The sequence below is a fragment of the Pedobacter sp. UYP24 genome, assembly GCF_054057295.1.
The window spans coordinates 25,299-50,619 of the sequence record NZ_JBSRZD010000004.1 but is presented as its reverse complement, the minus strand read 5'-3'; the positions used below and the strand labels follow the sequence as shown (position 1 = coordinate 50,619).

The 25,321-nt window shown below is 38.1% G+C and carries 21 protein-coding genes; 14 read left to right on the top strand and 7 right to left on the bottom strand.

Annotated features, from left to right (window positions below):
* Nucleotides 1–206 precede the first annotated feature (206 nt).
* Both ACVWYN_RS09830 and ACVWYN_RS09825 read left to right on the top strand, forming a co-directional pair.
* The gene (locus ACVWYN_RS09830; protein WP_457288914.1) at nt 207–3,299 is read left to right on the top strand and encodes a type ISP restriction/modification enzyme; all 3,093 of its coding nucleotides are present in this window, start codon (nt 207–209) and stop codon (nt 3,297–3,299) included.
* Between the two features lie 2 nt (nt 3,300–3,301).
* Entirely contained in the window at nt 3,302–3,679 is a 378-nt protein-coding gene (locus ACVWYN_RS09825; RefSeq protein ID WP_457288679.1) for a VOC family protein, read from the top strand.
* Between the two features lie 12 nt (nt 3,680–3,691).
* Here the strand turns inward: ACVWYN_RS09825 and ACVWYN_RS09820 are convergent, their stop codons facing one another.
* Both ACVWYN_RS09820 and ACVWYN_RS09815 read right to left on the bottom strand, forming a co-directional pair.
* The gene (locus tag ACVWYN_RS09820; RefSeq protein ID WP_457288678.1) at nt 3,692–5,044 is read right to left on the bottom strand and encodes a murein hydrolase activator EnvC family protein; all 1,353 of its coding nucleotides are present in this window, start codon (nt 5,042–5,044) and stop codon (nt 3,692–3,694) included.
* 22 nt (nt 5,045–5,066) lie between these two features.
* A complete protein-coding gene (locus tag ACVWYN_RS09815) occupies nt 5,067–5,783 on the bottom strand; it encodes a GntR family transcriptional regulator (RefSeq protein ID WP_457288677.1) in 717 nt (238 codons plus the stop codon).
* Nucleotides 5,784–5,869: 86 nt separating this feature from the next.
* On the opposite strand from ACVWYN_RS09815, the gene ACVWYN_RS09810 reads away from it, so the two are divergent.
* Genes ACVWYN_RS09810 through ACVWYN_RS09795 form a run of 4 tightly spaced genes read left to right on the top strand, consistent with a single transcriptional unit; the run spans nt 5,870 to nt 9,476 of the window.
* A complete protein-coding gene (locus ACVWYN_RS09810) occupies nt 5,870–6,697 on the top strand; it encodes a class I fructose-bisphosphate aldolase (RefSeq protein ID WP_457288676.1) in 828 nt (275 codons plus the stop codon).
* 29 nt (nt 6,698–6,726) lie between these two features.
* Complete coding sequence (locus ACVWYN_RS09805) at nt 6,727–7,878, top strand: Gfo/Idh/MocA family protein (RefSeq protein WP_457288675.1); 1,152 nt, start codon at nt 6,727–6,729, stop codon at nt 7,876–7,878.
* Nucleotides 7,875–8,447 carry a D-lyxose/D-mannose family sugar isomerase gene (locus tag ACVWYN_RS09800; protein WP_457288674.1) on the top strand — a complete coding sequence of 191 codons (573 nt, stop codon included), beginning with the start codon at nt 7,875–7,877 and terminating at the stop codon, nt 8,445–8,447. Before ACVWYN_RS09805 ends, ACVWYN_RS09800 begins: the two co-directional genes overlap by 4 nt.
* Nucleotides 8,448–8,450: 3 nt before the next feature.
* Nucleotides 8,451–9,476: a carbohydrate kinase family protein gene (locus tag ACVWYN_RS09795; RefSeq protein ID WP_457288673.1), complete on the top strand. Its 1,026-nt coding sequence runs from the start codon at nt 8,451–8,453 to the stop codon at nt 9,474–9,476.
* Here the strand turns inward: ACVWYN_RS09795 and ACVWYN_RS09790 are convergent.
* Nucleotides 9,473–10,099, bottom strand: coding sequence for a hypothetical protein (locus ACVWYN_RS09790; RefSeq protein ID WP_457288672.1), 627 nt, complete (start codon nt 10,097–10,099; stop codon nt 9,473–9,475). The genes ACVWYN_RS09795 and ACVWYN_RS09790 overlap by 4 nt on opposite strands.
* Before the next feature lie 89 nt (nt 10,100–10,188).
* On the bottom strand, nt 10,189–10,647 hold the full coding sequence (locus ACVWYN_RS09785) for a ferritin-like domain-containing protein (protein WP_457288671.1): 459 nt from the start codon (nt 10,645–10,647) through the stop codon (nt 10,189–10,191).
* Nucleotides 10,648–10,837: 190 nt separating this feature from the next.
* Here ACVWYN_RS09785 and ACVWYN_RS09780 point away from each other — a divergent pair, with 190 nt between their 5' ends.
* On the top strand, nt 10,838–12,433 hold the full coding sequence (locus ACVWYN_RS09780; RefSeq protein WP_457288670.1) for a M1 family metallopeptidase: 1,596 nt from the start codon (nt 10,838–10,840) through the stop codon (nt 12,431–12,433).
* Between the two features lie 12 nt (nt 12,434–12,445).
* Here ACVWYN_RS09780 and ACVWYN_RS09775 read toward each other — a convergent pair whose 3' ends face one another.
* Nucleotides 12,446–12,913 carry a DinB family protein gene (locus tag ACVWYN_RS09775; RefSeq protein ID WP_457288669.1) on the bottom strand — a complete coding sequence of 156 codons (468 nt, stop codon included), beginning with the start codon at nt 12,911–12,913 and terminating at the stop codon, nt 12,446–12,448.
* 107 nt (nt 12,914–13,020) lie between these two features.
* Between ACVWYN_RS09775 and ACVWYN_RS09770 the strand changes: the two genes are divergently transcribed.
* From ACVWYN_RS09770 to ACVWYN_RS09750, 5 genes are all read left to right on the top strand, one after another.
* Nucleotides 13,021–14,541, top strand: coding sequence for a malate:quinone oxidoreductase (locus ACVWYN_RS09770; protein ID WP_457288668.1), 1,521 nt, complete (start codon nt 13,021–13,023; stop codon nt 14,539–14,541).
* 101 nt (nt 14,542–14,642) lie between these two features.
* Nucleotides 14,643–17,075, top strand: a complete 2,433-nt coding sequence (locus ACVWYN_RS09765) for an AsmA family protein (RefSeq protein ID WP_457288667.1) — start codon at nt 14,643–14,645, stop codon at nt 17,073–17,075.
* A 56-nt stretch (nt 17,076–17,131) separates the two neighbouring features.
* Nucleotides 17,132–18,163: a glutamate 5-kinase gene (gene proB / locus ACVWYN_RS09760; protein WP_457288666.1), complete on the top strand. Its 1,032-nt coding sequence runs from the start codon at nt 17,132–17,134 to the stop codon at nt 18,161–18,163.
* A 5-nt stretch (nt 18,164–18,168) separates the two neighbouring features.
* Nucleotides 18,169–19,416, top strand: coding sequence for a glutamate-5-semialdehyde dehydrogenase (locus ACVWYN_RS09755; RefSeq protein ID WP_457288665.1), 1,248 nt, complete (start codon nt 18,169–18,171; stop codon nt 19,414–19,416).
* Entirely contained in the window at nt 19,413–20,429 is a 1,017-nt protein-coding gene (locus ACVWYN_RS09750; RefSeq protein WP_457288664.1) for a LacI family DNA-binding transcriptional regulator, read from the top strand. Before ACVWYN_RS09755 ends, ACVWYN_RS09750 begins: the two co-directional genes overlap by 4 nt.
* Nucleotides 20,430–20,437: 8 nt before the next feature.
* On the opposite strand, the gene ACVWYN_RS09745 is transcribed toward ACVWYN_RS09750, so the two are convergent.
* The gene (locus ACVWYN_RS09745; RefSeq protein WP_457288663.1) at nt 20,438–22,171 is read right to left on the bottom strand and encodes a phospho-sugar mutase; all 1,734 of its coding nucleotides are present in this window, start codon (nt 22,169–22,171) and stop codon (nt 20,438–20,440) included.
* A 118-nt stretch (nt 22,172–22,289) separates the two neighbouring features.
* Here ACVWYN_RS09745 and ACVWYN_RS09740 point away from each other — a divergent pair, with 118 nt between their 5' ends.
* Complete coding sequence (locus ACVWYN_RS09740) at nt 22,290–23,603, top strand: aspartate kinase (RefSeq protein ID WP_457288662.1); 1,314 nt, start codon at nt 22,290–22,292, stop codon at nt 23,601–23,603.
* 179 nt (nt 23,604–23,782) lie between these two features.
* Entirely contained in the window at nt 23,783–24,934 is a 1,152-nt protein-coding gene (gene lysA, locus ACVWYN_RS09735) for a diaminopimelate decarboxylase (RefSeq protein WP_457288913.1), read from the top strand.
* A gap of 5 nt (nt 24,935–24,939) precedes the next feature.
* Here the strand turns inward: lysA and ACVWYN_RS09730 are convergent, their stop codons facing one another.
* Complete coding sequence (locus ACVWYN_RS09730; RefSeq protein ID WP_457288661.1) at nt 24,940–25,320, bottom strand: SRPBCC domain-containing protein; 381 nt, start codon at nt 25,318–25,320, stop codon at nt 24,940–24,942.
* Between the last annotated feature and the right edge of the window lies 1 nt (nt 25,321).

Here is a 25,321-nt window from a genome sequence, read left to right as displayed (position 1 = left end):
ACACACCTGCGACGACTGATTTGTGATTTGAATCCCGCGTATTAAAAATTTAAATGTTATCAATGCATTACCTTAGTTCAGAATGCTAAAGAAAGTACGTGCAATTTTTTTATTCATTTTTTGTCTTTCTTTTTCCAGGATAACAGGTTAGTCTTAAGTTCCGTTTTCCGGTTTTTAAACATCAATTTAAATTGTTAATATTGGAAATGACCATTCCATCCTATATTAATAATCTCAATCAACTACATCTAACAGGAATAAGTAGGGAACACGCTTATAGGGGTGATTTAAGATCTATGTTATCTGCAATTCTACCAGATATATTAATTATAAATGAACCTGCAAGGGTTAAATGTGGAGCACCAGACTATGTACTGACCAAAAAGGATATACCAGTTGGCTACATCGAAGCAAAAGATATTGGTGTTGACTTAAAAAGTAAGACCTTAAAGGAACAATTCGACAGGTACAGGGCTGGTTTAAGCAATCTTATTTTTACAGATTACATGGATTTCCATTTTTATAGGGATGGAGTTCTGAGCACAACAGTAGCAATCGCTAAAATTGAAAATGGTAACATCGTTGGCATACCTGAAAATTACGAATCTTTTGAAAACCTGATCAAAAACTTTGCGCTTACCATTTCACAGTCAATTAAAAGTCCGACTAAATTGGCAGAAATGATGGCAGGAAAAGCAAAGCTGATGGCCGATGTGATTGAAAGATCTCTAAATCATGATGATGAGACCGATACCCAAACAAGCTTAAAAAAGCAGATGCTCTCTTTTAAGCAAATGTTAATTCATGATATTACCAACTCTGCTTTTGCAGATATCTATTCTCAAACCATTGCTTATGGCATGTTCGCTGCCCGCTATCATGATCCATCCTTAGAAAATTTTAGTCGCCAAGAGGCGGCAGAGCTTATCCCAAAAAGTAATCCATTTTTAAGAAAATTATTTCATGAAGTTGCTGGTCCAGATTTAGATGATCGTTTGGTTTGGATGGTAGATGAATTGGTAAATATTTTTTTAGCTACCGATGTAGCTGTAATTATGAAAAATTTTGGGAAAGGCACAAAACAGGAAGATCCTGTAGTACATTTTTACGAAACTTTTTTAGCAAGTTATAATCCCGCTTTACGTAAAGCCAGAGGGGTATGGTACACACCGCAACCAGTAGTAAATTTTATTGTTCGTGCGGTTGATGACATTCTTAAAACAGAATTTAATCTTCCAGCGGGTTTAGCAGATACCAGCAAAATAAAAGTTAAAACTAAAACCGTTACCAAAGCTACAACTGACAAACGTTCTAAACTAAAAGAAGTCGAAGTTGAACATGAAGTGCATAAAGTACAAATTTTAGACCCCGCAACAGGTACAGGGACATTTTTGGCCGAAGTAGTAAAGCATATCTATAAAAAATTTGAAGGGCAACAGGGTATTTGGAGCAATTATGTAAACCAACATTTAATACCACGTTTGAATGGTTTTGAATTATTAATGGCGAGTTATGCAATGGCGCATCTAAAAATGGATATGCTATTAACAGAAACGGGATATAAAGCCACAAGCGATCAACGCTTTAGAATATTCCTAACTAATAGTTTAGAAGAAGCACACCCGGATACCGGAACGCTTTTTAGTTCATGGCTAAGTGATGAAGCAGACCAAGCAAACGCCATTAAACGTGAAACCCCTGTAATGGTAATTATGGGAAATCCACCTTATAGTGGTGAGAGCTCCAATAAAAGTGACTGGATTATGCAGTTGATGGAAGATTATAAGAAAGAACCAGGCGGTAAAGAGAAATTAAAAGAACGTAATCCAAAATGGATAAATGATGATTATGTAAAATTTATGCGTTTTGGGCAGCACTTTATCGAAAAAAATGGAAGTGGGGTTCTAGCTTTTATTAACCCTCATGGCTTTTTGGATAATCCTACATTTCGAGGTATGCGCTGGAACTTATTAAAAACATACGACAAGATTTATACTATTGATTTGCATGGAAACAGCAAAAAGAAAGAAGTGTCACCCGACGGAACACCTGATGTTAACGTATTTGATATTGAACAAGGTGTATCGATTAATATTTGTATAAAGACAGGAAGCAAGAAATTAGAAGAATTAGGTAAGGTGTTTCATTTTGATTTATTCGGTAAAAGGGAGATTAAATATAATTATTTAATGAATAATTCAATCAAAACAATATTATTTAAAGAATTGCCTAATATCGCTCCTAATTTTTATTTTGTACATAAAAATTTTTCCCAACAGGAATCGTATAATGTTGGTTTTAGCATCAATAAACTTTTTATATTAAATAATGCCGGAATTGTGACTGCAAATGATAAGGTATTAATAGATGATGATTGTGAAAAATTATTAAAAAAAATAGCTAATCATTATAGTATTGAATTAAATAGTTCTCTTCTGAAAAAAATATCATACAGACCTTTTGATGACCACTATATTTATTACGATACGAAACTCATAGAAAGAAGTCGAAATAGTTTAATGAAGCATTTAATCAATGGAAGAAATATTGCGTTAACTTCAATAAGAATCAATAAAGAAAGGGATTTTAGTGGAATTTTTATTACCAATAACTTAGCAGATGCAAGATTGAGTGATAGATTTTTAACGTCAATTTTCCCTCTTTATCTCTATAATGAAACCAACAACCAAACCGCAATAGATAACCAACCCGAACGAATTCCAAATCTAAATATGGAAATCGTCAATAAAATTGCAGAAAGTGCATGGTTACATTTTTCAGCAGAAGAAAACCCAGAAGGAGCGACTGTAGAAACGAATCAATTCCATCCGATAGATCTATTGGATTATATTTATGCAGTTTTGCACAGTCCATCTTACAGGGAGAAATACAAAGAGTTTTTAAAAATAGATTTCCCTAGGGTGCCATATCCAACAAATCCAAAATATTTTTATGATTTGGTTGATTTGGGTAGTCAATTACGTAAACTTCATTTACTGGAAAGTGAAGAAACTGAAAAGTATATTACTCAATATCCGATAGATGGAACTAACGAAGTAATTAAGCCTCTTTACAATGACGGCAAGGTTTACATTAATGAAACTCAATATTTTGATAATGTGCCACAAGTTGCCTGGAGTTTTTATATAGGCGGTTATCAACCCGCTCAAAAATGGTTAAAAGACCGAAAAGGAAGAGTTTTAGAGTTTGATGATATTTTGCACTACCAGAAAATAATTGTGGCTTTAAAACGCACGAGTGAAATTATGATTGAAATTGATAAAGTATTGGAGGTTTAACTATGAAAAAAGTAACTGGCATTGGTGGCGTATTTTTTAAATGTGATAATCCGAAAGACATGAACGAATGGTACGCCAAAAATCTTGGTATACCCACTAGTGAGTACGGTGCAACGTTTGAGTGGCGACAAGCTGATGACCCCACTAAAACAGGATCTACTTCATGGTGTACGTTTCCTCAGGATACAAAACATTTTAACCCATCAACTAAGCCCTTCATGATTAACTATCGGGTGGAAAATCTTGTAGAACTAATAGCCGAATTGAAAAAGGAAGCAGTAACCATTATTGATGAGATTTCTGAATATGACTATGGTAAATTTATCCATATCCTTGATCCAGAAGGAAACATTATTGAGCTTTGGGAACCCAAAGATTAACCTAATATATCCTTACCTAATCCAGCCTTCTGGATTCTGGGCCTTTTCTCCCTTCCAGATCTGGAACTGCAAATGCGGTTTTCCTTCTGAATTTGCCACCACACCGATTACCTGGTTGGTACTTACTTTGTCTCCAACAGACACGTTTACAGATTTAAGATTATGGTAAACGGTATAGTAGGCACCATGGTTTATCAGAATGTAATACTTGCCATAGGGGTTTTTTACTGATCTAACCACGCCTTCAAATACAGCATGTACTGAGGCATTTTCTTCTGGCTCTATATTAATACCATCGTTGTAGTAAATAGCCTGACCTTCATTGTGCTTTCCAAAACCTTCAGTAGTCCTCCCGCTAACTGGTCTGGGTAACGATCCCTTGTTGCGCTCAAAATCTGAGGAGAGCTTGGTAAGTACCGGGTTGGAGTTGAGGTAGGTCGCGCTTGATGTGGTTTTTTCCGGTTCAGCAGCTTTTTCTGGTGCTGGCGGTGGTGGCGGAACAGGTTTGTTGGCTGCTTTCGCTTTTGCAATCTCTTCGGCCCTTATTTTAGCTCTTGCCAGTCGCGCTTTTTCTTCTGCGGCCTTTTTACGGGCCAGCTCTGCACGTGCTGCTGCTTCTGCTTTCTTTCTGGCAATGGCAATATCACGTAAAATTGCAGCCCTGATTTCACGATCAAGAGCAGTTTGCTTCTTTCTGCGTTCTGCAATTCCGGCTTGGTATTGTTTTTCTTGGGAGCTGAATTTATTAAGTGCTTTTGCCTGCTCTTCCTTGTTTTGGCCGAGTTTGCTTTTTTCTGATTGCTGTTCTTGCATCAGGCTGCTTTTTTCCTTCAGGTTTTTATCCAAAACCACAATCTTATACTTCAGGTCTTTTTCTTTTCCTTCAATAAAGCCGGCCTGTTTTTTACGGTATGCACCAAACTGCTGCAGGTATTTCATTCGCATATAAGCCTGATGGAAATCCCTTGCTGCAAATACGAACATCATCTTGGTATAGGAGTTCTGGTTTTTTTGCGCAAAACGGATCATACTTGCGTATTCCTTTTTAAGCTGGCCCAGTTGCCCCTGTAGGTTATTAACGGTATTTTTATTTTGATGGATCTGGCTATCCAGCGTCCTCACTTCTGCATTGATCACTTCAATCTTCTCCTGCATCAGGCCTATTTTGGCATTGAGGTCGTTAATTTGCTTTTGGGTAAGTTTCTTATTGTTAGCCGCCTTATTGGCGTTCATTTGCAGCTGATCTATTTCACGCTGTAGTTGTTGCTTTTTCTTTTTTAACTCAACGCTACTTGTTTGTGCAAAGGAAACGGTTGCAAACAACAAGGTAAGCAGCAGGGAGAATAGCAGTTTTTTTAACTTCATTGCCGCAAAAGTATCAAAAATATCAGAAAAAATCTTGTAAGAAGTACTCTTGCGTATTACAATAAAGGGAAGAATAGATATTGAGGTCCTTTGTATTGGTCTGCAACCTTCTTTTCATGTGAATCATAGGTTGTGTAGCTTTAATATTGAGGTGCTTGCTAATGGTCTTATCGCCGTTAACGGCCCATATTTTTTGCTCTCCTGTTACAATGTCAATATTGTAGTGGTCTTTTATGGTTTTAAATAGGGACACATTTTCTAATTTCCTTGAAGTAAACCTTGGTAAATTAATGTTAGTGATGTAGGTTTCTTCGTACAGCACAGGTATGCCATCTATTTGACGGAGCCTGGTAAAGTAGATGCAGCCTTTTGTCAATTCAACTTTATTCAGTTCATAAAAGAAATCCAATGGCCATTGTTTTTTAGTCTGTGGCTGTAGGATTTGTGTGTGAAGATTATGATCTCCAACTCCTGCTGTTACGCCAGCAAAGGAAAGGATTCCAAGTCCTTTTTTAGGCTCGGTAACAATACTTCCTTTTCCATGCCTTGTGGTAATATACCCCATATTGATGAGTCCGGATAAGGCTTGCCTGATGGTTACGCGGGTTGTAGAGTAGGTTTTACACAGTTCGTTTTCTGATGGGAGAAGCGTCCCCTTTTTGTAAAATCCTTTGTCAATTGCAGTCTTTAGGTCGTCTATTACTTTCTTATATAGGGGGATAGTTTCTTTTCTGAGCATGAGGGTTTATTTATATCGGTTAACAAATATAAAATATTTCGGCAGGTTTCTGCTTGTGTATACAAGTGCAACCTCTATATTTGGTTATGAAATCTTATAAATTAAACAGACTTTTCAATAGTCGCTCTGGTAATTGTTTTGATGTTGCTATTGATCATGGTTTTTTTAATGAATATGCTTTTCTTAGTGGAATTGAGAACATACAACACGCCGTGCAAACTTTGGTAGCTGCTGCTCCTGATGCGATACAGCTTACAGTGGGCCAGGCTCAATACCTGCAATCCATACCGGGTAGGGAGAAACCATCATTGGTGCTGCGTACAGATGTTGCCAATGTTTATGGTAAAGATTTGCCATCAAAGTTGTTTAGCAGGATGATTGAAAATCCGGTTGAGCAGGCGCTTAGACTAGATGCAACTTGTGTTGTGGTCAACTTGTTTAGCATACCTGATGAGCCTGAGGTAATGGACCAGTGTATTCAGAATATTCTTAAAATAAAGCCCTTGTGTGATCAGTATTGCATGCCGCTAATGATTGAGCCATTGGTTTTTCAGGCCAATAGTACAGCAGGTGGTTATATGGTAGATGGTGATCCCAATAAGATTATCCCCCTGGTAAGACAGGGGGTGGAGCTTGGAGCTGATATTATAAAGGCTGATCCGACCAATGATGTGAACGATTACCATCGTGTGGTAGAAATAGCGGGTAATATCCCGGTGTTGGTAAGAGGCGGTGGAAAGGCAGGGGATAAGGAGATATTGGAAAGAACGTACGGATTAATGCAGCAGGGGGTAAAAGGCATAGTGTATGGCAGAAATGTAATACAGCACCATAATCCGGCAGGGATGACTAAGGCTTTGATGGCCATTGTACATGATGGTGCAACTGCCGAAGCCGCGCTTAAGTACATTTAATGATTAAAGAAAGATACCAGATATAAATAATGAAAATAATAAAAGTAGGCATTATAGGTGGCGGACTAATGGGCAAGGAGGCAGCAAGTGCTTTTGGGCGTTGGTTTGCGCTGAATGATTTTCCTGTTGCTGTGGAACTAAAGGCGGTTTGCGACTTAAATGTACAGGTGCTGGATTGGTACCGTAATGTGCCGACTGTTAAGTTGTTAACTGCTGATTATAAGGAGCTTTTAGCTAGTGCTGATGTGGAAGTGGTATATGTGGCATTACCGCATAATTTGCATAAAGATTATTATATTGAGGTATTGGAAGCTGGTAAGGATTTATTGGCAGAAAAGCCATTCGGGATAGATTTTGATGCTGCAGAAGAAATTCGAAAAGCTGCAATAAGGCTTGGTAGGTTTGTGAGGTGTAGTTCTGAAATGCCTTTTTTGCCTGGTCCGCAACATGTTATTTCTGAAGTTTTATCTGGAAGACTGGGAGAAATTATAGAGATAAAGGCAGGCTTTTTACACTCCAGCGACCTGGATAAGTCTAAGCCTATTAACTGGAAGCGGCAGAATAAGTTTTGTGGTGAGATAGGGGTTATGGGAGATTTGGGTATGCATGTTTTGCATATTCCATTGAGGTTGGGTTGGAAACCCTATCAGGTTTATGCGCAGTTACAAAAGATTATAACGGAAAGACCTGATGGGAAAGGCGGTGTTGCTGTTTGCGATACTTGGAACAATGCAACTTTAAGTACCCAAACAATCATTGAGGGAAAGCAGGTGCCTATGACGTTGGAGATGAAACGGATTGCGCCAGGAGAGACCAATACCTGGTTTATTGAAGTGATGGGGACTGAAGGTGGTGTTAAATACAGTACAAAGGATACGAAGGCGCTTTGGACTTTTCATATTAATAATGGATCGCAATTGTGGCAGCGAACTGATCTTGGTTTTAAAGGGGTGGTTTTCCCCACTATAACTGGGGGGATTTTTGAGCCGGGCTTTGCGGACTGTTTTATGCAGATGCTTGCTGCTTATTTTGCAGAGCGGGAGGGTGCTTTGGGTAATAAATTTGGATGCGTAACGCCGCAGGAAGCAGTTGATAGTCACGCATTATTCCATGCAGCCCTTACCTCTCATAAAAATAATAGCGTTGAACGAATACCTTATAACCAAATTGAAAGCGTATGAAAAGGTCTGAAATTAATAAAGTGATAGGTGATGCCAGCAGCTTTTTTAAAAAGAACAGTTGGGCATTGCCACCTAACCCCAGATGGGACGTAACTGACTTTGGGTTGGGAAGGTTTAATAGTTGCGGATTGGTGTTGGTTAATTTGGCTGAAGAGGAGGAATATTGTGAAAAAGTAATGTACGCCATAAAAAACCAGGTTACACCAATACATACGCATGAGAAGAAAAAGGAAGATATTATTTGCCGCGCGGGAACAATGATTGTGCAGCTTTGGGCTTTTGACCCTGAAGTTAAAAAGACTTTTGGAAGATTTAACGTAAAAATTAATGGACAGAATTGCCTGATCACCTCTGGTGAAAAGATTACTTTACAATCTGGCAATAGGGTGACCATAGAGCCGGGTATTTGGCATGAATTCTATGCCCAGTCTGCCGAGTGTATTATAGGAGAGGTATCGACCGCTAATGATGATGTTAACGATAACTTTTTCTCCAATAAACAAATTGGACGGTATACCGATATTATTGAAGATGAATTACGGATTGTAAAGCTGCTAAGCGAAGATTAAAGAATGAGAAACGGCATATTGGTGGGTGGAAACTGGATTATAGACCAGGTAAAAATTATAGATGCTTTTCCGGAAGAAGAAACGTTGGTCAGCATTTATTCTGAATGCATCAGTAATGGCGGCTCAGCCTATAATATTTTAAAAGGACTGGTAAAACTTAAAGCAGATTTCCCACTGAGTGGCTTGGGATTGGTAGGAGATGATGAGCGCGGAGATTACATTATTAATGAGTGTGCAGAACTTGGAATAGACACTACACAGATTAGAAAAATTTTGTCGGCCTATACCTCTTACACGGATGTGATGACTGTTAAAGCGACCGGTAAAAGAACCTTTTTCTATCAGCGAGGTGCAAACGCATTGCTTGATATTGATCATTTCGATTTTTCTATATCCAATGCTAAAGTTTTTCATCTTGGTTATCTGCTGTTATTGGATAAGCTGGATGTACTGGAATCTAGTGGGCTAACAAGGGCAGCAAGAGTGCTTAAACGGGCAAAAGAAGCAGAATTTATCACCTCTGTGGATGTAGTTAGTGAAAACTCTGATAGGTTTAGCAAGCTGATACCACCTGCATTGAAGTATATTGATTACCTTTTTGTGAATGAGTTTGAGGCGGCCATGATTACGGGTATGGATACTAGCGTATCTGGAGATCTGTTGGTAGACAGTTGCCGTAGGGCAGCAGAACGTATTTTAGAAATGGGTGTGAATGAATGGGTAATTGTCCATTTTCCAGCTGGTGCAATTGCAGTAAGCAAACGGGGGAAGACTGTCTTTCAACCAAGTGTTAAAGTGCCGGAAGAACTGATAGTTGGCGCTGTTGGTGCTGGTGATGCTTTTGCTGCAGGAGTGTTAATGGGCGTACATGACGACCAACCGATTGAGAAGTGTCTCGTTTTAGGGGTTTGTGCTGCTGCGGCAAGTTTGTTTGCCTCTACCTCATCAGATAGCCTGCTTTCGTCTACTGAGTGCCTTTTTCTCTCTAAAAAATATGGCTATAGAGCAGATGTTTCGTGGATAAGTTAATTGCTGAATATTCCCTTGCGGGCCATGTCAGCCAATACTGTCTTCGTAAATATACTTGCCAATTGCTGCGGACTATCTGGATCTACTGTTTTAGTTTGAGCAGAATATAGTAGCTGATCTGAGTTTAAATTAAATACACTTCCTTCTAAAATGAATTGGTTTTTATCGGTGTAATATCCAGGTCTGTATACCCTTGCATACATATTGTGGTAGTATCCCCAAAAGCGATAGGGGTTTGGCGCAAGTCCGATATACCCTGGTCTGTAGTTTGTTTCTTTTGTTTTATCTAGCAAAGCGATAGTAAATGTGCCATCGAAATTATGGTCTTTTAGTTTTTGCAATAAGGTCTTTTCGTCCATATTGGCAAAGGCATCAACTCCGAACTGTGCAATAGAAGATCCCGCATCTATTCCTTGTGCACGAAGTGTTTGTACCATGATTTTTTCCATGTTTTCTCTTAGCTTCTTATCCTTATCGCCCATCATGGCAATTACCAATAGCTTATTGTTTTTTTTGATGGTAGCTTGAGGAGCAACAAAGGAACTCACCAATTTGGTATTACTGCAAGAGGGGGCTGTGAAAATCAAAAACAGGAATAGTAGTTTTAGAAGATTTGCTTTCATGGTGAGTTCATTTATGTTGATACAATTTACGGAATAAAAACGGAAAGCCCGGCTTATGGCCAGGCTTTTCTGTTAAAATCAATTACTTTTTAATTGGCAACCTCATCTCTTAATGCTTTGATTTGATCATGTGATGTTCTAAGATCAGCTTTTTGCTCTGTAATTAGCGACCGTAAATCGGCAGATAATCCTTCAGTTTCCAAGGCCATCTTATAGGCTTTTTGTGCGGCATCTTCGCCGAACTCACAGTTGTTCAAAACAGTTTCTCTGTCGTGACCTGTAAATACTGCTTTAAGATCCATCCATGCTCTGTAAATTTTTCCAGATGTTGTAGTGCTGGAATCGGCATCTGCACCCAATACTTGAACTTCCTGAGCCAATGCAGCTTTATGTGTATGGCTTTGGCCAATCATCTCTACGAATATTGATTTCAGATCGTTATCTTCTACCTTTAATTCATCAATTGCTTTTTGATAACCAACAACTCTATCATTGTTGATTTGAATTAGGTCATTAAGGATTTCTTGATTTACGCTTGTATTTTCCATTGTTATTAGGTTTTGATGTATGTTCACAACAAGCGCATTTTAGAAATGTTTTGGCAAATTATTTATTTAACAAATAATGTCCTTGCATATGATAAACCAAATACTTTTTCATGTTATTTTCTGTTATTAGTGATTATGTTTGTAAATAAAACCACATCCATTAAATTATAATGGATCAATTTAAGAGAATATGAGAATGGGACTTCGTGCTAAATTAACATGCTTTTTATTAGCTATAACCTGTGTTTCTGCCTATGCGCAGGAGGCTTACTGGCAACAGAGATTGAGTTATGATATTGCTGTAAAACTGGATGATAAAAATAAAACCCTGGATGGAAGCGAGCGCATTGTGTATAGAAATAACTCTCCTTCAACACTGAATTTTATTTGGTTTCACATTTGGCCGAATGCTTACAAGCAGAAGTCTACCGCCTTATTTCAACAGATATTAAGTGATACTTCCAGAAAAGAAAAGTTAGGAAAGGTGGAGTATGGTAGTATTAGCGGACTGAATTTTAAAGTAGGAGGGAAACTGGCAGTTACAGAAGCGCACCCCAATCCACAATACATTGATATTATTAAGGTAAACTTACCGGAGCCACTTAAGCCTGGTGATTCTGTAACCATTAGCACTGATTTTAAAGTTAAATTGCCTTCCTATTTTTCGCGCTCTGGTTTCTCTGACGGCGAATTCATGGCATGCCAATGGTATCCAAAGCCTGCGGTATTTGACAAAACAGGCTGGCATGAATTTCCTTATCTGGATATGGGTGAGTTTTATAGTGAGTATGCATCATATAAAGTTGACATTACGGTACCCAGTACCTATGTTGTTGGTGCGACTGGAGTATTGCAGACTGCCTCAGAGTTGGAGCAGTACAAAGCAATAGGGGCAAAAAATGTGGCAAATAGAGATGCAGCGCCCACCTTGTACTTCCCTAAAGATAAAAATGCCATGAAGACGCTTACTTATAAGATAGATAATGTGCCCGATTTTGCTTGGTTTGCTGATAAAGGTTTTGTTATACAATATGATACGCTGAAGCTGGCTTCTGGAAAAATTATTGACGCTTTTAATTATTACCACAATAAGCAAGGAACGTTGTGGAACAACAGCATAGATTATACAAAGGATGCGGTGCGAAAGTACAGTGGCTGGATTGGCGAATATGAATATCCGGTAGTACAAGTTGTGGAAGGACCAAAGAACAATGCCAGCGGAGGTATGGAATATCCAACTATTACCCTGATTACTAGTCCGGATGCAAAGATACAAACCCTTGATGATGTGATCACCCATGAAGTTGGTCACAATTGGTTTATGAGCATGTTGGGTAGCAATGAACGTGCACATACCTGGCAGGATGAGGGTCTGAATACCTTTTTCGAATACCGTTATATGGCAGAGAAATATCGTTACAACTCTGCATTTGGAGATCATATACCAGTAGAAGTGCAGGCATTGCCAGCCAATGAATTTCTAAGTCGCATTTATAGCGCTATGATGGAGGTACCAATGGAATCAGCCATAGAAACTCCGTCTGATAAGTTTACGACATCTGAGGAATACGCAATGGTATCTTATATAAAAACAGCGGTATGGCTTTATATGCTGGAAAGCCAGGTAGGGACAGAGAAAATGGATAAAGCTTTTAAATTATATTTTGATACCTGGAAAAATAAGCACCCTCAGCCTGCAGATCTCAAAGCTTGTTTTGAAAAATCACTAGGATTAGATTTAACAAAATATTTTAATCTGCTTAATGTAAAAGGAAAGTTTAAATAACGCTTATGCTTTTTATAAGAGCCGCTTTAATGCCATGATATAGCCCAGGTGCATACCCTCATGAAAGGGTAAAAAATCCAGCGCTTCAATGATGTTGTTCATTTCAACACCATAACGGGTAGCCCATGGCAGGTAGCCTTCAAACTTATTATCCGTTAAATCTTTTTCCAATACCGTAAGGGAACTAAGTAATAATGCTTTGATCTCAGTAATTTGTGATTCAGATAAATCGCCTGCCGGTTTACTGCCCGGTTTATAAGCTGCGTAAAAATGTTCTGGTATAACTGTTTCTAATTGTGCCCTTAAGTAGCAAATCCCTTGTTCGGCAGCTATCATATGTGCTACATTCCAAATGATGTTGTTGTTGTATCCCTCTGGAATTTTATTGAATTGCTCAGTGCTGAGTCCTTCAATAGTATTTAATGTAAAAGTTCTGATCTTTTTTAAAGAATCTATTTGTGGAAATTTGGAGATGCTCATTGAATTTTAGGTTTAGCATTAAAATTTCAATAAATGTGTTAAAAAATCGGGAAATAAAGAAATAATAGTTGATGGATGGATGAAAAAATTGGACTGTTTTTGTACTTTTGCACAAAATTTCAGAAATGACCGATAAAGGCAATAACTCAGATAAAAATGTTGATGTAGTTTTAATAGGAGCAGGTATCATGAGCGCCACCTTGGGTGTAATGCTAAAGGAACTGCAACCGGATCTTAGTATTGAAATTTTTGAGCGACTGGATGTTGCCGCAGCGGAAAGTTCTGATGCATGGAATAATGCCGGCACCGGGCACTCTGCATTTTGTGAGCTGAATTATACACCAGAAAGTGCAGATGGTTCTGTTGATGTAACGAAAGCCATATTCATAGCGGAATCCTTTGAGGTATCTAAGCAATTTTGGTCATATTTGGTTAATAGCGGTCTAATTGAACAACCTGAAAACTTTATAAAAAGCATTCCCCACATGAGTTTTGTTTGGGGTAAAGACAACGTAAAGTTTCTAAATACTCGGTTCGAAAGTCTTACTAAATGCATTTTGTTTAAGGAAATGGCTTATTCTGAAGATCCAAAACAACTTGCGGAATGGATGCCATTGGTGATGCAAGATCGTGATCCTGAGGAGAAGGTAGCCGCTACCAGAATGGCATTGGGAACTGACGTGAACTTTGGCACTTTGACCAGGATGATGTTTAATCAGCTTAAGAAATCACCTACGGTAAATCTTCACTTTGATCATGAGGTGAGGAAGCTGAAGCAAAAAGATGGTGTTTGGGAAGTTAAAGTAAAGAACGAGGCAACGGGTGATAAACATGTTGTTAAAGCTAAGTTTGTATTTATTGGTGCAGGAGGCGGATCACTGCCTTTGCTGGAGAAATCCAATATTCCGGAAGGAAAGGGTTTTGGTGGTTTCCCTGTAAGTGGGCAATGGCTTAAATGTGTTAACCCTGAAGTTATTGGGCAACATCATGCCAAAGTATATGGAAAGGCATCGGTAGGAGCACCCCCGATGTCGGTACCCCATCTTGATACCAGGATGATAGACGGAAAAAGAGCATTGTTGTTTGGTCCATACGCTGGTTTTTCTACCAGGTTCTTAAAACATGGTTCTTTAATGGACTTACCGCTGTCCATAAAGGTGAACAATATTAGACCTATGATTGCAGCTGGACTAGACAACTTACAGTTGACTAAGTATTTAATAGACCAGGTGCGCCAATCGCCAGAAGATAGAATGGAAGCTTTACGTGAGTACCTTCCAACTGCAAAAATGGAAGATTGGGAGTTGGAAACTGCTGGGCAAAGGGTTCAAGTGATTAAGAAGGACGAAAAGCATGGTGGTATTTTGGAGTTTGGTACCGAAGTAGTTACTGCTGCCGATGGGAGTATAGCTGCATTGCTAGGTGCATCACCGGGTGCTTCAACAGCAGTTTCTATTATGATTACGCTTCTAGAGCGTTGTTTTTCAGATAAAATAAATACTTCAGAATGGCAGGATAAGCTTAAGAAAATGATTCCATCTTATGGGAAATCTTTAAGCAAGGACGAAAATCTAACACAACAAATTAGGACAGCGACCAGCGCTACTTTGAAGCTTAAGACTTCCTAAATAATAAATCGTTATCTTGTTTCGTATATCAGTTCACTTGAGCTGATTTATTGGCATACGTATTGAACTGCGTAGAAGATAAGTCTTTAACCTAAACTATAATGATACCACGCTGGTCTAAAATAACGCTCAAGATTTTTGGTGTCCTGGTAGGATTAATCATGCTCATCTTTATTGCTACTGCAGCTTATGTGAACTACAATAAAGAAAAACTCCTTTTATCGGTAACAGCAGAACTAAATAAAAACATTAACGGTAAGCTAACTATAGGCAGCATGGATCCCACCTTTTTGAAGGGCTTCCCTGGCGTTTCCTTAAGACTTAATGATGTTATTTTGAGGGATAGCCTATGGAGTACCCATCATCATTCTTTGCTGGATGCAAAAGATTTGGAGGTTTCGGTAAATACACTTGCTTTGCTTACTGGGACAATAGAAATTCAGGAAGTAGGGATTAACAATGCGGTGATCTATTTATATACAGATAGTAACGGTTATAGCAACACAAGTATCTTTAAGAGTAAAAAAAAGAAGACTAAAGCAGAAAGTAAAGATGCACAATCACCTGCAGAGATTAGAAAATTTTCCTTTGATAATGTGGCATTTGTTTTAGATAACAGGAAAGGACATAAGCTTTTTGAGTTTGTAATTGAGGATCTTAAGGGAAATATTGACTATTCAGGGTCGGACTGGAAAGCAAATTTAAGGTTAAAGACACTAGTAAAAAGCTTGGCTTTTAATTCAAAGAGAGGAAGTTTTGTAAAAAATAAAATACTTGAAGGCCCATTTAAAATAAGTTATAATGATGATAAGGGGATAATAGAGGTGTCACCTAATCAATTGAATATTGGTAGCGACCCTTTTATAATTGGAGCAAAGTTTGACCTCTCTAAAGAAAATACTGATTTTTCTATACAGATTAGGGCAGATCAAATTATGTGGCGTAGTGCTTCGGCATTGCTGGCACCTAATATCAGTTCCAAGTTAAACATGTTTAATTTGGATAAGCCTATTGACGCAACTTGTACCATTGCTGGCAATATGGGTCCGGGTGGAGATCCTGAGATTAATGTGGGGGCATTGATAAAAGACAACGTACTTAGCACACCAGGCGGGATTGTAAAGGAATGTAACTTTAAGGGTGTTTTTACCAATAACTATGAAAAAGGAAAAGGACACACCGATCAGAACTCTGCAGTAAAGCTGTTTGGATTTAAAGGTTCCTATGAAAAGATACCTTTTTCTATAGATACTGCAGCCATAAATAACCTTGATAAGCCAATAGCAACGGGTGTTTTTAAATCTGAATTTGATATTAAGAACCTCAATAATTTGCTTGGTGAGGATTTGCTTAGATTTACGAGAGGGAAAGCCAAAGTAAATTTGAGGTATCGAGCCAATATTGTAGATTTTAAGTTGGCCAGACCATTTATGACAGGTGTGATAGATATTAAAGATGCTGACGTAGATTACGTTCCAAGAAATCTCAAGTTTACCAAGACCAATATTTCTTTAAATTTTACAGACAACGATCTTTTTATAAAGAACATTCGTTTACAGAGCGGTAAGAGCATTGTTTTTATGGATGGGGTGGTGCTTAATTTTTTAAATCTTTACTACACAGCACCAGAGCAGATTTTGTTGACCTGGACAATTAAAAGTCCGCAGTTGCATTTGGGCGAGTTTATTGGGTTTTTAGGTTCAAGGCAGTCTACCAGAATAGCAAAGACTAAAAATGTTAACTTTTCTGACGACCTGAATAGGGTATTTGAAAAAAGCCAGGTTGATATGCACCTGGCTGTAGATAAAGTTTACTACAATAAATTTCTGGCAACCGATGCGCAGGCAGATTTACTGCTTACTGAAAAGGGTATTTCGGTTAGGAACGTAAGTGTTAAGCATGCTGGTGGGTCACTAAAGTTGAGTGGCACAGTTACTCAACATGGAAGTGTAAACAGGTTTGCCCTTAATAGTATAATAGAGAATGTAGATATACAACACTTTTTTTACGCCTTTGATAATTTTGGCCTTACCTCTTTGACGTCTAAAAATTTGAAAGGGTATCTGTTCGCCAAAGCAAACATTAGTGGTAATATTAACGATAAGGGGAAACTAGTTTCCAACTCGCTGTTTGGCGATCTTGTGTTTGAACTTAAGAAGGGCGCATTGCTAAACTTTGAACCGATTAAGAGTGTTGGAAAATTTGCTTTTCCATTTCGTGATCTTGACAACATTACTTTTAATAATTTGAATGGGAAGTTTGATATTCGGGGACAAAAGATTACTATTAATCCTATGGAGATTAATACAAGCGTGCTTAATATGGACGTTGCCGGAATATATTCTATGACCTCAGGTACAAATATAGCTGTAGATGTGCCGCTTAGAAATCCAAAAAAGGATGAAGATCTTACCGATAAAGAGCAAATTAAGGAACGTAGGATGAAGGGTATAGTTTTACATTTATTGGCAACAGACGGGGAGGATGGTAAGATTAAGATTAAGCTGAATAGAAACAGAGACAAAACAAAATAGGTTGTAGGATTTATTTTTATGTAATTTAGTGGCATCATAAGTGAATACCACAGTTAATGACCAAACCAATATTAGTCCTAAAATTAGGGTCTGCCTCTATAACGACAAACAGCGAAATTGATGAAGTAATCATCGCAGATATTACTAAACAGGTTTCTCAACTTGCATCAGACTATCATATTATACTTGTTTCTTCAGGTGCAGTAGCTGCAGGTAAGAAATACATCAAAAATTACAAAGGTAAAATTAGTGAGCGCAAGGCTGCTGCCTCTATTGGTAATCCTTTGCTCCTGGGAACCTATTCCAGACATTTTTTACCATATAAAATTGCTATTGCCCAGAGTTTATGTGAGCGCCAGCATTTTTCAAATCGGAAACAGTTTCTGCAACTAAAAGAGACTTATGAAGAGCTTTGGAAAAATGGAATTATCCCCATTGCCAATGAAAATGATGTAGTAAGTGATGTAGAACTTAAGTTTTCTGATAATGATGAGCTAGCTACTTTATTAGGTGTTGGTTTTGGTGCTTCATTAATTCTCCTTGGTACATCTGTTCCTGGAGTGCTTGATAAAAATGGAGAAGTAATTAAGCGAATTGATTTGATCAATAATGAGGTTTTTTCGCTGGCTACCAGAAATACTTCTGACGTTGGTTTGGGCGGCATGACCTCCAAACTTACTTTTGCAAATTTAGCGGCAACTATGGGTATTAAAGTAGTGATATTTGGCGCACGAAGTGTGAATGGAATATTAAGTGCTGTAGCGGGACAGGCAGGTACGGTTTGTATGCCTAAGGCTTGTTCTATTTCTGCCCGAAATAAATGGCTGGGAAGCGGAAGTTTGGTTACTGGTAGACTCATGATTGATGAAGGTGCTTGTGAGGCTGTACGAAAAAGAAAGAGTTTACTTGCAGTAGGTGTAAAATCAGTTGAAGAACCATTTAACGCTTCGGAAATATTTGAATTAATTGATAAAGAGGGAAACATTGTTGCAGTAGCAAAATCTAAAATACCATCTTCAGAGATTAACAAGGATGCCAAACAACACAATTTAGAAATTGCCAATGCCAGTGATATTGTTGTATTATAAGACAAATGAATAGAATTACGCAACAACTTATAAATGCGAAAAAGGCACAACAGTCGATTTCGAGTTTAAGTGACTTAGATAAAAAGAACCTGATCAACGAATTGGCCTCTGCCATTGAGGACAATATGGAAAAGGTTATCGAAGAAAACCTTAAGGATTTAATAAAAATGGATCCTGCTGATCCTAAACGCGATCGGCTGCTGTTGAATAAAGATCGCATTAACGGTTTGTGTAAAAGCCTTACGGCGGTTGCTGAACTGGCAGATCCGACTAATATATTATTGTCGGAAACTACGATCCCAAACGGGTTGCATATCAAGAAAATCACTGTTCCTCTTGGTGTAGTTGCAGTGATTTATGAGTCCAGACCAAATGTGACGCTTGATGTGAGTGCATTGTGTTTGAGATCTGGTAACGTTGCTTTACTTAGAGGGGGGCAAGACGCTTTAAATACAAATATAATTCTTGTTGCTATAATACAGGATGTGCTGGAAAAGAATGGGTTGGACCGGAATATTGTTCAGCAACTGCCTCCTGAAAGAGAGTTTATCATAGACATCCTCACTGCTGAAAAATATATAGATGTCATCATTCCGAGGGGTTCGAGTCAGTTAATAGAATATGTACGTAAAAATGCTACTGTCCCCGTAATTGAAACGGGAGCAGGAGTTTGCCACACTTATGTTGAGTCAAGTAGCAATTTGGAAGCTGCAGCTAAAATTGTGGTAAATGCCAAAGTATCCCGGCCATCGGTTTGTAATGCATTGGATACCATTTTGGTAGATGAAGAAGTTGCATCTGCGTTTTTGCACATCTTATCTCCTTTACTCCAGATCCATGAAATAGAGGTTTTTGCAGATGATGTAGCGTATCAGTTGCTGATGGCAGATAATTACACCTTGTTAAACAAAGCTATGCCTGAAGATTATGGGAGGGAGTTTTTGGATTATAAGTGTTCCATAAAAGTTGTTGCAGGCATTGAAGAAGCACTGGACCATATCTCTCAGTTTTCATCGAAACACTCTGAAGCTATTTTAACAACGGATATGGAGAAATCAGATTTGTTTTTAAAACAAGTAGATGCAGCGGTAGTTTACCTGAACGCTTCTACTCGTTTTACCGATGGGGAAGTATTTGGACTTGGCGCGGAGATCGGTATTTCTACGCAGAAGTTACATGCAAGGGGTCCTTTTGCACTGGAAAAGTTAGTGACTGAAAAATGGATCGTGAAAGGTGAGGGGCAGGTTAGATGAAGCCAGCATCTATAAAGGACATCGCCAGTAAAGCTAAGGTTTCTATCACCACTGTTTCTTTCATTTTAAACGGAAAAGCATCGCAAATGCGAATTAGTGCGGCTGTTATTGAAAGGGTAGAAGCTATTATTAAAGAACTGGACTATAAACCCAACCAGATTGCAAGGAGCTTAAGAACTGGCAATACGAAGACGATTGGACTGATTGTAGAAGATATTTCCAATCCTTTCTTCGCCAGTATTGCTCGCAAAATTGAAGATAAGGCTTACAAAAAAGGTTATAAGATTAGTTATTCGAGTACTGAAAATGATCTTCTTAAAACGAAGGAACTCATTGAAATGTTCAGATCAAGGCAAGTTGATGCCTATATTATAGCACCTGTACCTGGAATAGAAGACGACATTAGACGGTTGCAGGCTGATGGAATTCCGGTAGTGCTATTTGACAGAAATTTGAGGTTAAAAGATGTTAATTATGTGGTGGTAGATAGTTTTAATGGGACATACCAGGCTACAAAGCATTTAATAGACATTGGCAAAAGGAATATTGCATTTGTAACTGTTGGGTTGCATGTTGATGAAATGGACAATAGGTTTCTAGGCTATGAAAAAGCTTTAAGCGATCATGATATTGCTTTTAATAAAGACATATTTGAAGAAATCAATTACAGCAACACTGCAGAAGAAACCGTGATCAAGATTAAAAACCTTTTTGTTAACTATCCTGTAATTGATGCTGTCATTTTTTCGACTAATTACTTAGCGATTAATGGGCTTACAGCGTTAAAAGAGATTGGTAAACCCCTGGATGAGAATTTCACACTTATTTCTTATGATGACCACGATGTTTTTAAATTCCATACGCCTCCAATTAGTGTAGTAGACCAACCTTTGGAACAAATAGCAGAAAAAATCATTGAAATCGTGTTGCAGGAACTTGCAAAAAGTAAAGTGAAAACCACCGAGACCCTAAGATCCCGAGTGGTTTTACAGCCTAATTTTATTGAAAGATGATTAGGAGTTTAAACTTCCAGATCAGTCATTATGCTTTTAATTTTTTCTGTTAGTTTGGTATTGGTTTCAGCAAATGCCAACCTGTTTGCTAATGGTGTATTGACACTGCAATAGAACTTAATTTTAGGTTCAGTACCAGATGGTCTTGCAGAAACAATACTTCCATCTTCTGTAATAAACTGAAGAACATCAGATACTGGGAGTTCCAGTTTTTTCTTTTCTCCGGAGATAAGGTTGGTTTCAAAACCCAATTCGTAATCTTTAAGAGTTGCAACTTTAGAGCCACCTAGACTCGCAGGTGGATTGTTGCGAAACTTCTCCATCATCGCTTTGATTTCTTCTGCTCCTGTTTTACCTTTTTTAGTGATGGAAACCAGCTCTTCTTTATAGAAACCGTATGCTACATACATGTCTAGCAATGCATCGTATAGGCTACTTCCTTTATCTTTATAAAACGCCGTCATCTCTGCGATAAATGCACAAGAAACAACAGCATCTTTATCTCTAACCAATTCCCCGATTAGATAGCCATAACTTTCTTCTCCACCACCAATGAATGTTTTTTTGCCTTCAAGACTTGTCATAAGTTGACCAATCCATTTAAAGCCGGTTAAAGTGTTATAATAGGTTACATTCTTTGCTTTGGCAATAGTTTCTATCAGATTAGTAGTTACAATAGTTTTAACAATGTACTGGTTGCCATCAAGTTTGCCTTTTTCTTCCCAGGCAGTTAACAGGTAATTGATCAGTAAACTTCCGGTCTGGTTACCGTTTAGTAATACAAACTCACCTTCGGTATTTTTAACTGCGATCCCTACACGGTCTGCATCTGGATCTGTAGCCAATACAAGATCAGCATCTATATCCTTTGCTTTTTTTAAGGCAAGGGTTAATGCTTCTTTCTCTTCAGGGTTGGGATAGATTACGGTTGGGAAATTGCCATCCGGTGTGCTTTGTTCTTCTACCAGAGTTAAGTTGCTGAAACCGAATTGCGCCAATGCTTTAGGAACCAGTGTAATTCCAGTTCCGTGGATTGGAGAGTATACAATTTTAAGGTTGGCTTGACGGGAAATTGCTTCAGGTGAAACAGATAAGGCAGTTATTTTATCTAAATATAGTTGATCAATTTCATCAGCAATTAGCTCAATATTTTCTTCAATGCGGTTGAATTTAACTTCATCTATACTAGTGATTTTAGCAACTTCATCCATTACCATGGTATCGTCAGGCGAAGTAAATTGACCGCCATCAGCTCCATAGGCTTTATAACCATTGTACTCTTTAGGATTATGTGAAGCAGTTAACATTACACCACTTTTACAGCCCAGCTCACGTATTGCAAATGACAACTCAGGGGTAGGCCTTAGAGCGCTAAAAAAATACACATAAATGCCGTTTGCAGAGAACACATCAGCAGTAATGCCGGCAAACAGGTCTGAGTTGTTCCTGCTGTCGTGTGCAATAGCCACTTTGATCTTTTCATCAGGATATTTTTTAAGGAGGTAATTGGCAAGGCCTTGTGTAGCGGTACCAATTGTGTATTTGTTGATGCGGTTAGATCCGGCACCCATAATACCCCTCAAGCCGCCTGTTCCAAACTCAAGGCTTCTGTAAAATGAATCAGTCAGTTCAGTGAAAGATTCATTGTCCAGAAGAGACTGGATTTCTGATTTGGTTTTCTGGTCGTAATTTCCATTAAGCCATTCGTTGATGGTGGTTAAAGTAGCTGGTTCTAATTCCATATAATCCTGTGTATTTTAATTTATACTTATGAAGCAAATTTTAGTTAATTTCACGGCCTAATATAAGTATATTAACAATTAGAGACTAAAAAGATCACTAAAAACTAAAGATTAAACGATGAAAATATTAAAGTTTGGAGGCACTTCTGTAGGAAGCCCTGAGCGGATGAAAAAATTGCTGGATATTATAGATCCATTAGAAGAGCAGATTGTGGTATTGTCTGCAGTATCAGGAACTACCAATAGTTTAGTAGAAATTTCAGCCAAACTTTTAAAAGAAGATAAACAGTCTGCGTTAACTCTTATTAACGCTTTACACACCAAATACAATGAATTTGTAGCCGAACTTCTTCCAGAAGCTGATTATTTATCTCAAGGAAAAGAGGTGATTGATTACCATTTTAATTTTCTTACTTCGCTGATTAACGACCTTTTTACGCCTATTGAAGAGAAGGTAGTGCTTGCGCAGGGAGAACTGCTTTCTACAACGTTGTACCACATTTATTTAAAATCCATCGATGTGCCATCAGTGCTTTTACCGGCGTTGGATTTTATGAAAATAGATGAAGACAATGAGCCCGATATTCCTTTCACTACGGAAAAGCTTACACCGCTTTTGGCGCATTATAAAGGAAACAATCTTTTTATTACCCAGGGTTTCATTTGCAGAAACAGTTTTGGTGAGGTAGATAACTTGAGGCGTGGGGGAAGTGACTATACAGCATCGTTATTAGGAGCAGCAATATTGGCCGAAGAAGTTCAGATCTGGACTGATATTGATGGAATGCATAATAATGACCCCAGGATCGTTAAAAATACTAAGCCTATTGCGCAACTTTCATTTGACGAAGCTGCTGAACTTGCTTATTTCGGGGCGAAAATATTGCATCCACAGTCTGTTTTTCCGGCACAGAAATATAGAATTCCTGTTCGATTATTGAATACAATGGAGCCACAGGCAGCCGGAACGTTGATTTCTGCCGAAAGCGAGCGTGGAAAGATAAAGTCTATCGCTGCAAAAGATGGAATTACTGCGATAAAGATCCAATCCAGCAGAATGCTGCTTGCATATGGATTTCTCAGAAAAGTATTTGAAATATTTGAGCGCTATAAGACGCCTATTGATATGATTACCACATCTGAAGTAGCCGTTTCAGTAACCATTGATTATTTAGATAACCTAGATAAGATCATCGATGAATTGCATGCATTTGGAAGTGTGGAAGTAGATAATAACCAGTCCATCGTTTGCGTGGTGGGTGATTTTAGTGCGGAGAAACATGGATACGCAGCCAGGGTTCTTGATGCAGTAAAACATATACCTTTAAGGATGATCTCTTATGGTGGTAGCAACTATAACATTTCATTGCTGATCAATACAGGAGATAAAACTGAAGCGCTTAAAAGCTTACACAACAGACTGTTTGAGTAGACTATTTTTTTCTAAGCCAAAGAACGATAAAGATCACAATGACGACTAGTATGATGAATAGTCTTACCCGTTTATCATATTCATTCTTGCTGATCCTGTTGTTTCTATAATCAACAAAATTGCCAAAATAAATTGCGCTTAATACGATAATACAAATTATTACAAGATACTTTAACATGATGTTTTCCAATAAAAATATAGACCAACTTGCTCAATCTGAAACGCCATTTTATTATTATGACCTGGCATTGCTTCAGGAAACACTAAGCAATTGTGCTGAAGCTGCAAATGTATATAATTTCCATGTTCACTACGCTATGAAGGCTAACTTCAATTCTGGTGTACTGGAAAAGATAAAGGAAACAGGCTTTGGTGCAGATTGTGTGAGTGGAGGAGAAGTTAGCAAGGCTATTGAATTGGGTTTTGATAAAGGAAAGATTGTATTTGCCGGAGTTGGGAAGTCCGATAAGGAGATCATCGCAGCATTAGATTTGGATATTTTCTGTTTCAACGTTGAGTCTATACAGGAATTAGAGGTAATTAATGAACTGGCAATAGGTAAAGGGAAAAGGACAAAGGTGGCTATTCGGATCAATCCCAATGTAGATGCGCATACACATCATAACATTACTACTGGGCTTGACGAGAACAAGTTTGGTATCAATTCATGGGATTTACCACTTTGTGCTGAGACCTTAAAAAGTTGTGAAAACCTGGAATTTATAGGTATCCATTTTCATATCGGATCTCAGATCACTAATCTCGATGTTTATAAAAATCTATGTGTGCGGGTAAATGAATTTGCTAGCTGGTTTGAAGATAAAGGTTTTGTTATAAAAGTGTTGAATGTTGGCGGTGGTTTGGGGATAGATTATCACAATCCAGATCATCAAATCCCTGACTTTAAATCGTACTTCAAAATATTTGATGAGTTTCTGGAGAAGAGACCTAATCAAGAAGTTCATTTTGAGTTGGGTAGGGCGCTAGTTGGCCAATGTTCATCATTAATTAGTAAAGTTCTTTATGTTAAAAATGGCAAGAAAAAGAACTTCATTATCCTTGATGCGGGGATGACAGAGCTGATGAGGCCAGCCCTTTACCAAGCATACCATAAGATTCAAAACTTATCGAAACTGGATACGCCAGTTTCGGTTAAATATGATGTTGTTGGTCCTATATGCGAAAGTACGGACTGCTTCGGAAAAGAAGTTGAATTGCCAGAAACTTTACGCGGAGACCTTATTGCAATACGCAGTACAGGTGCGTATGGCGAAGTTATGGCTTCACATTATAATCTTAGAAATGAAATACGTTCAGTTTATTCTGAATAATATTGTTATTCCTCAAAGAAGTCGGCCAAGCCTCCTAAATAAAAATCATTCAGTCCGGAGGTAAAGTCTTCATAGTCGGCCTCAGGTATGTTTGTTTGTGTAAATTCCAATGATGTACCTTTTTTATCTGGATGTAGTTTGATGGTAACAATGGAGGGCTCATTTTCTTCGCCAAAATACCATTGTTGCACAATCTTTTTTCCATATTCCAGTTCCAGATTTTTTCCGGTGATATCACCATCCCAGAATGAAAATTCTTCGCCTTCTTTTTCTTCAAACTCCACCTCGGCACCAGTCCACAATTGGATGCTTTGTGCTTTAGTCATTGCCAGATAAACCTCTTCAGGTGAGGCTGGTAAGTAATAATATTTTTTAAACGTTTTCATA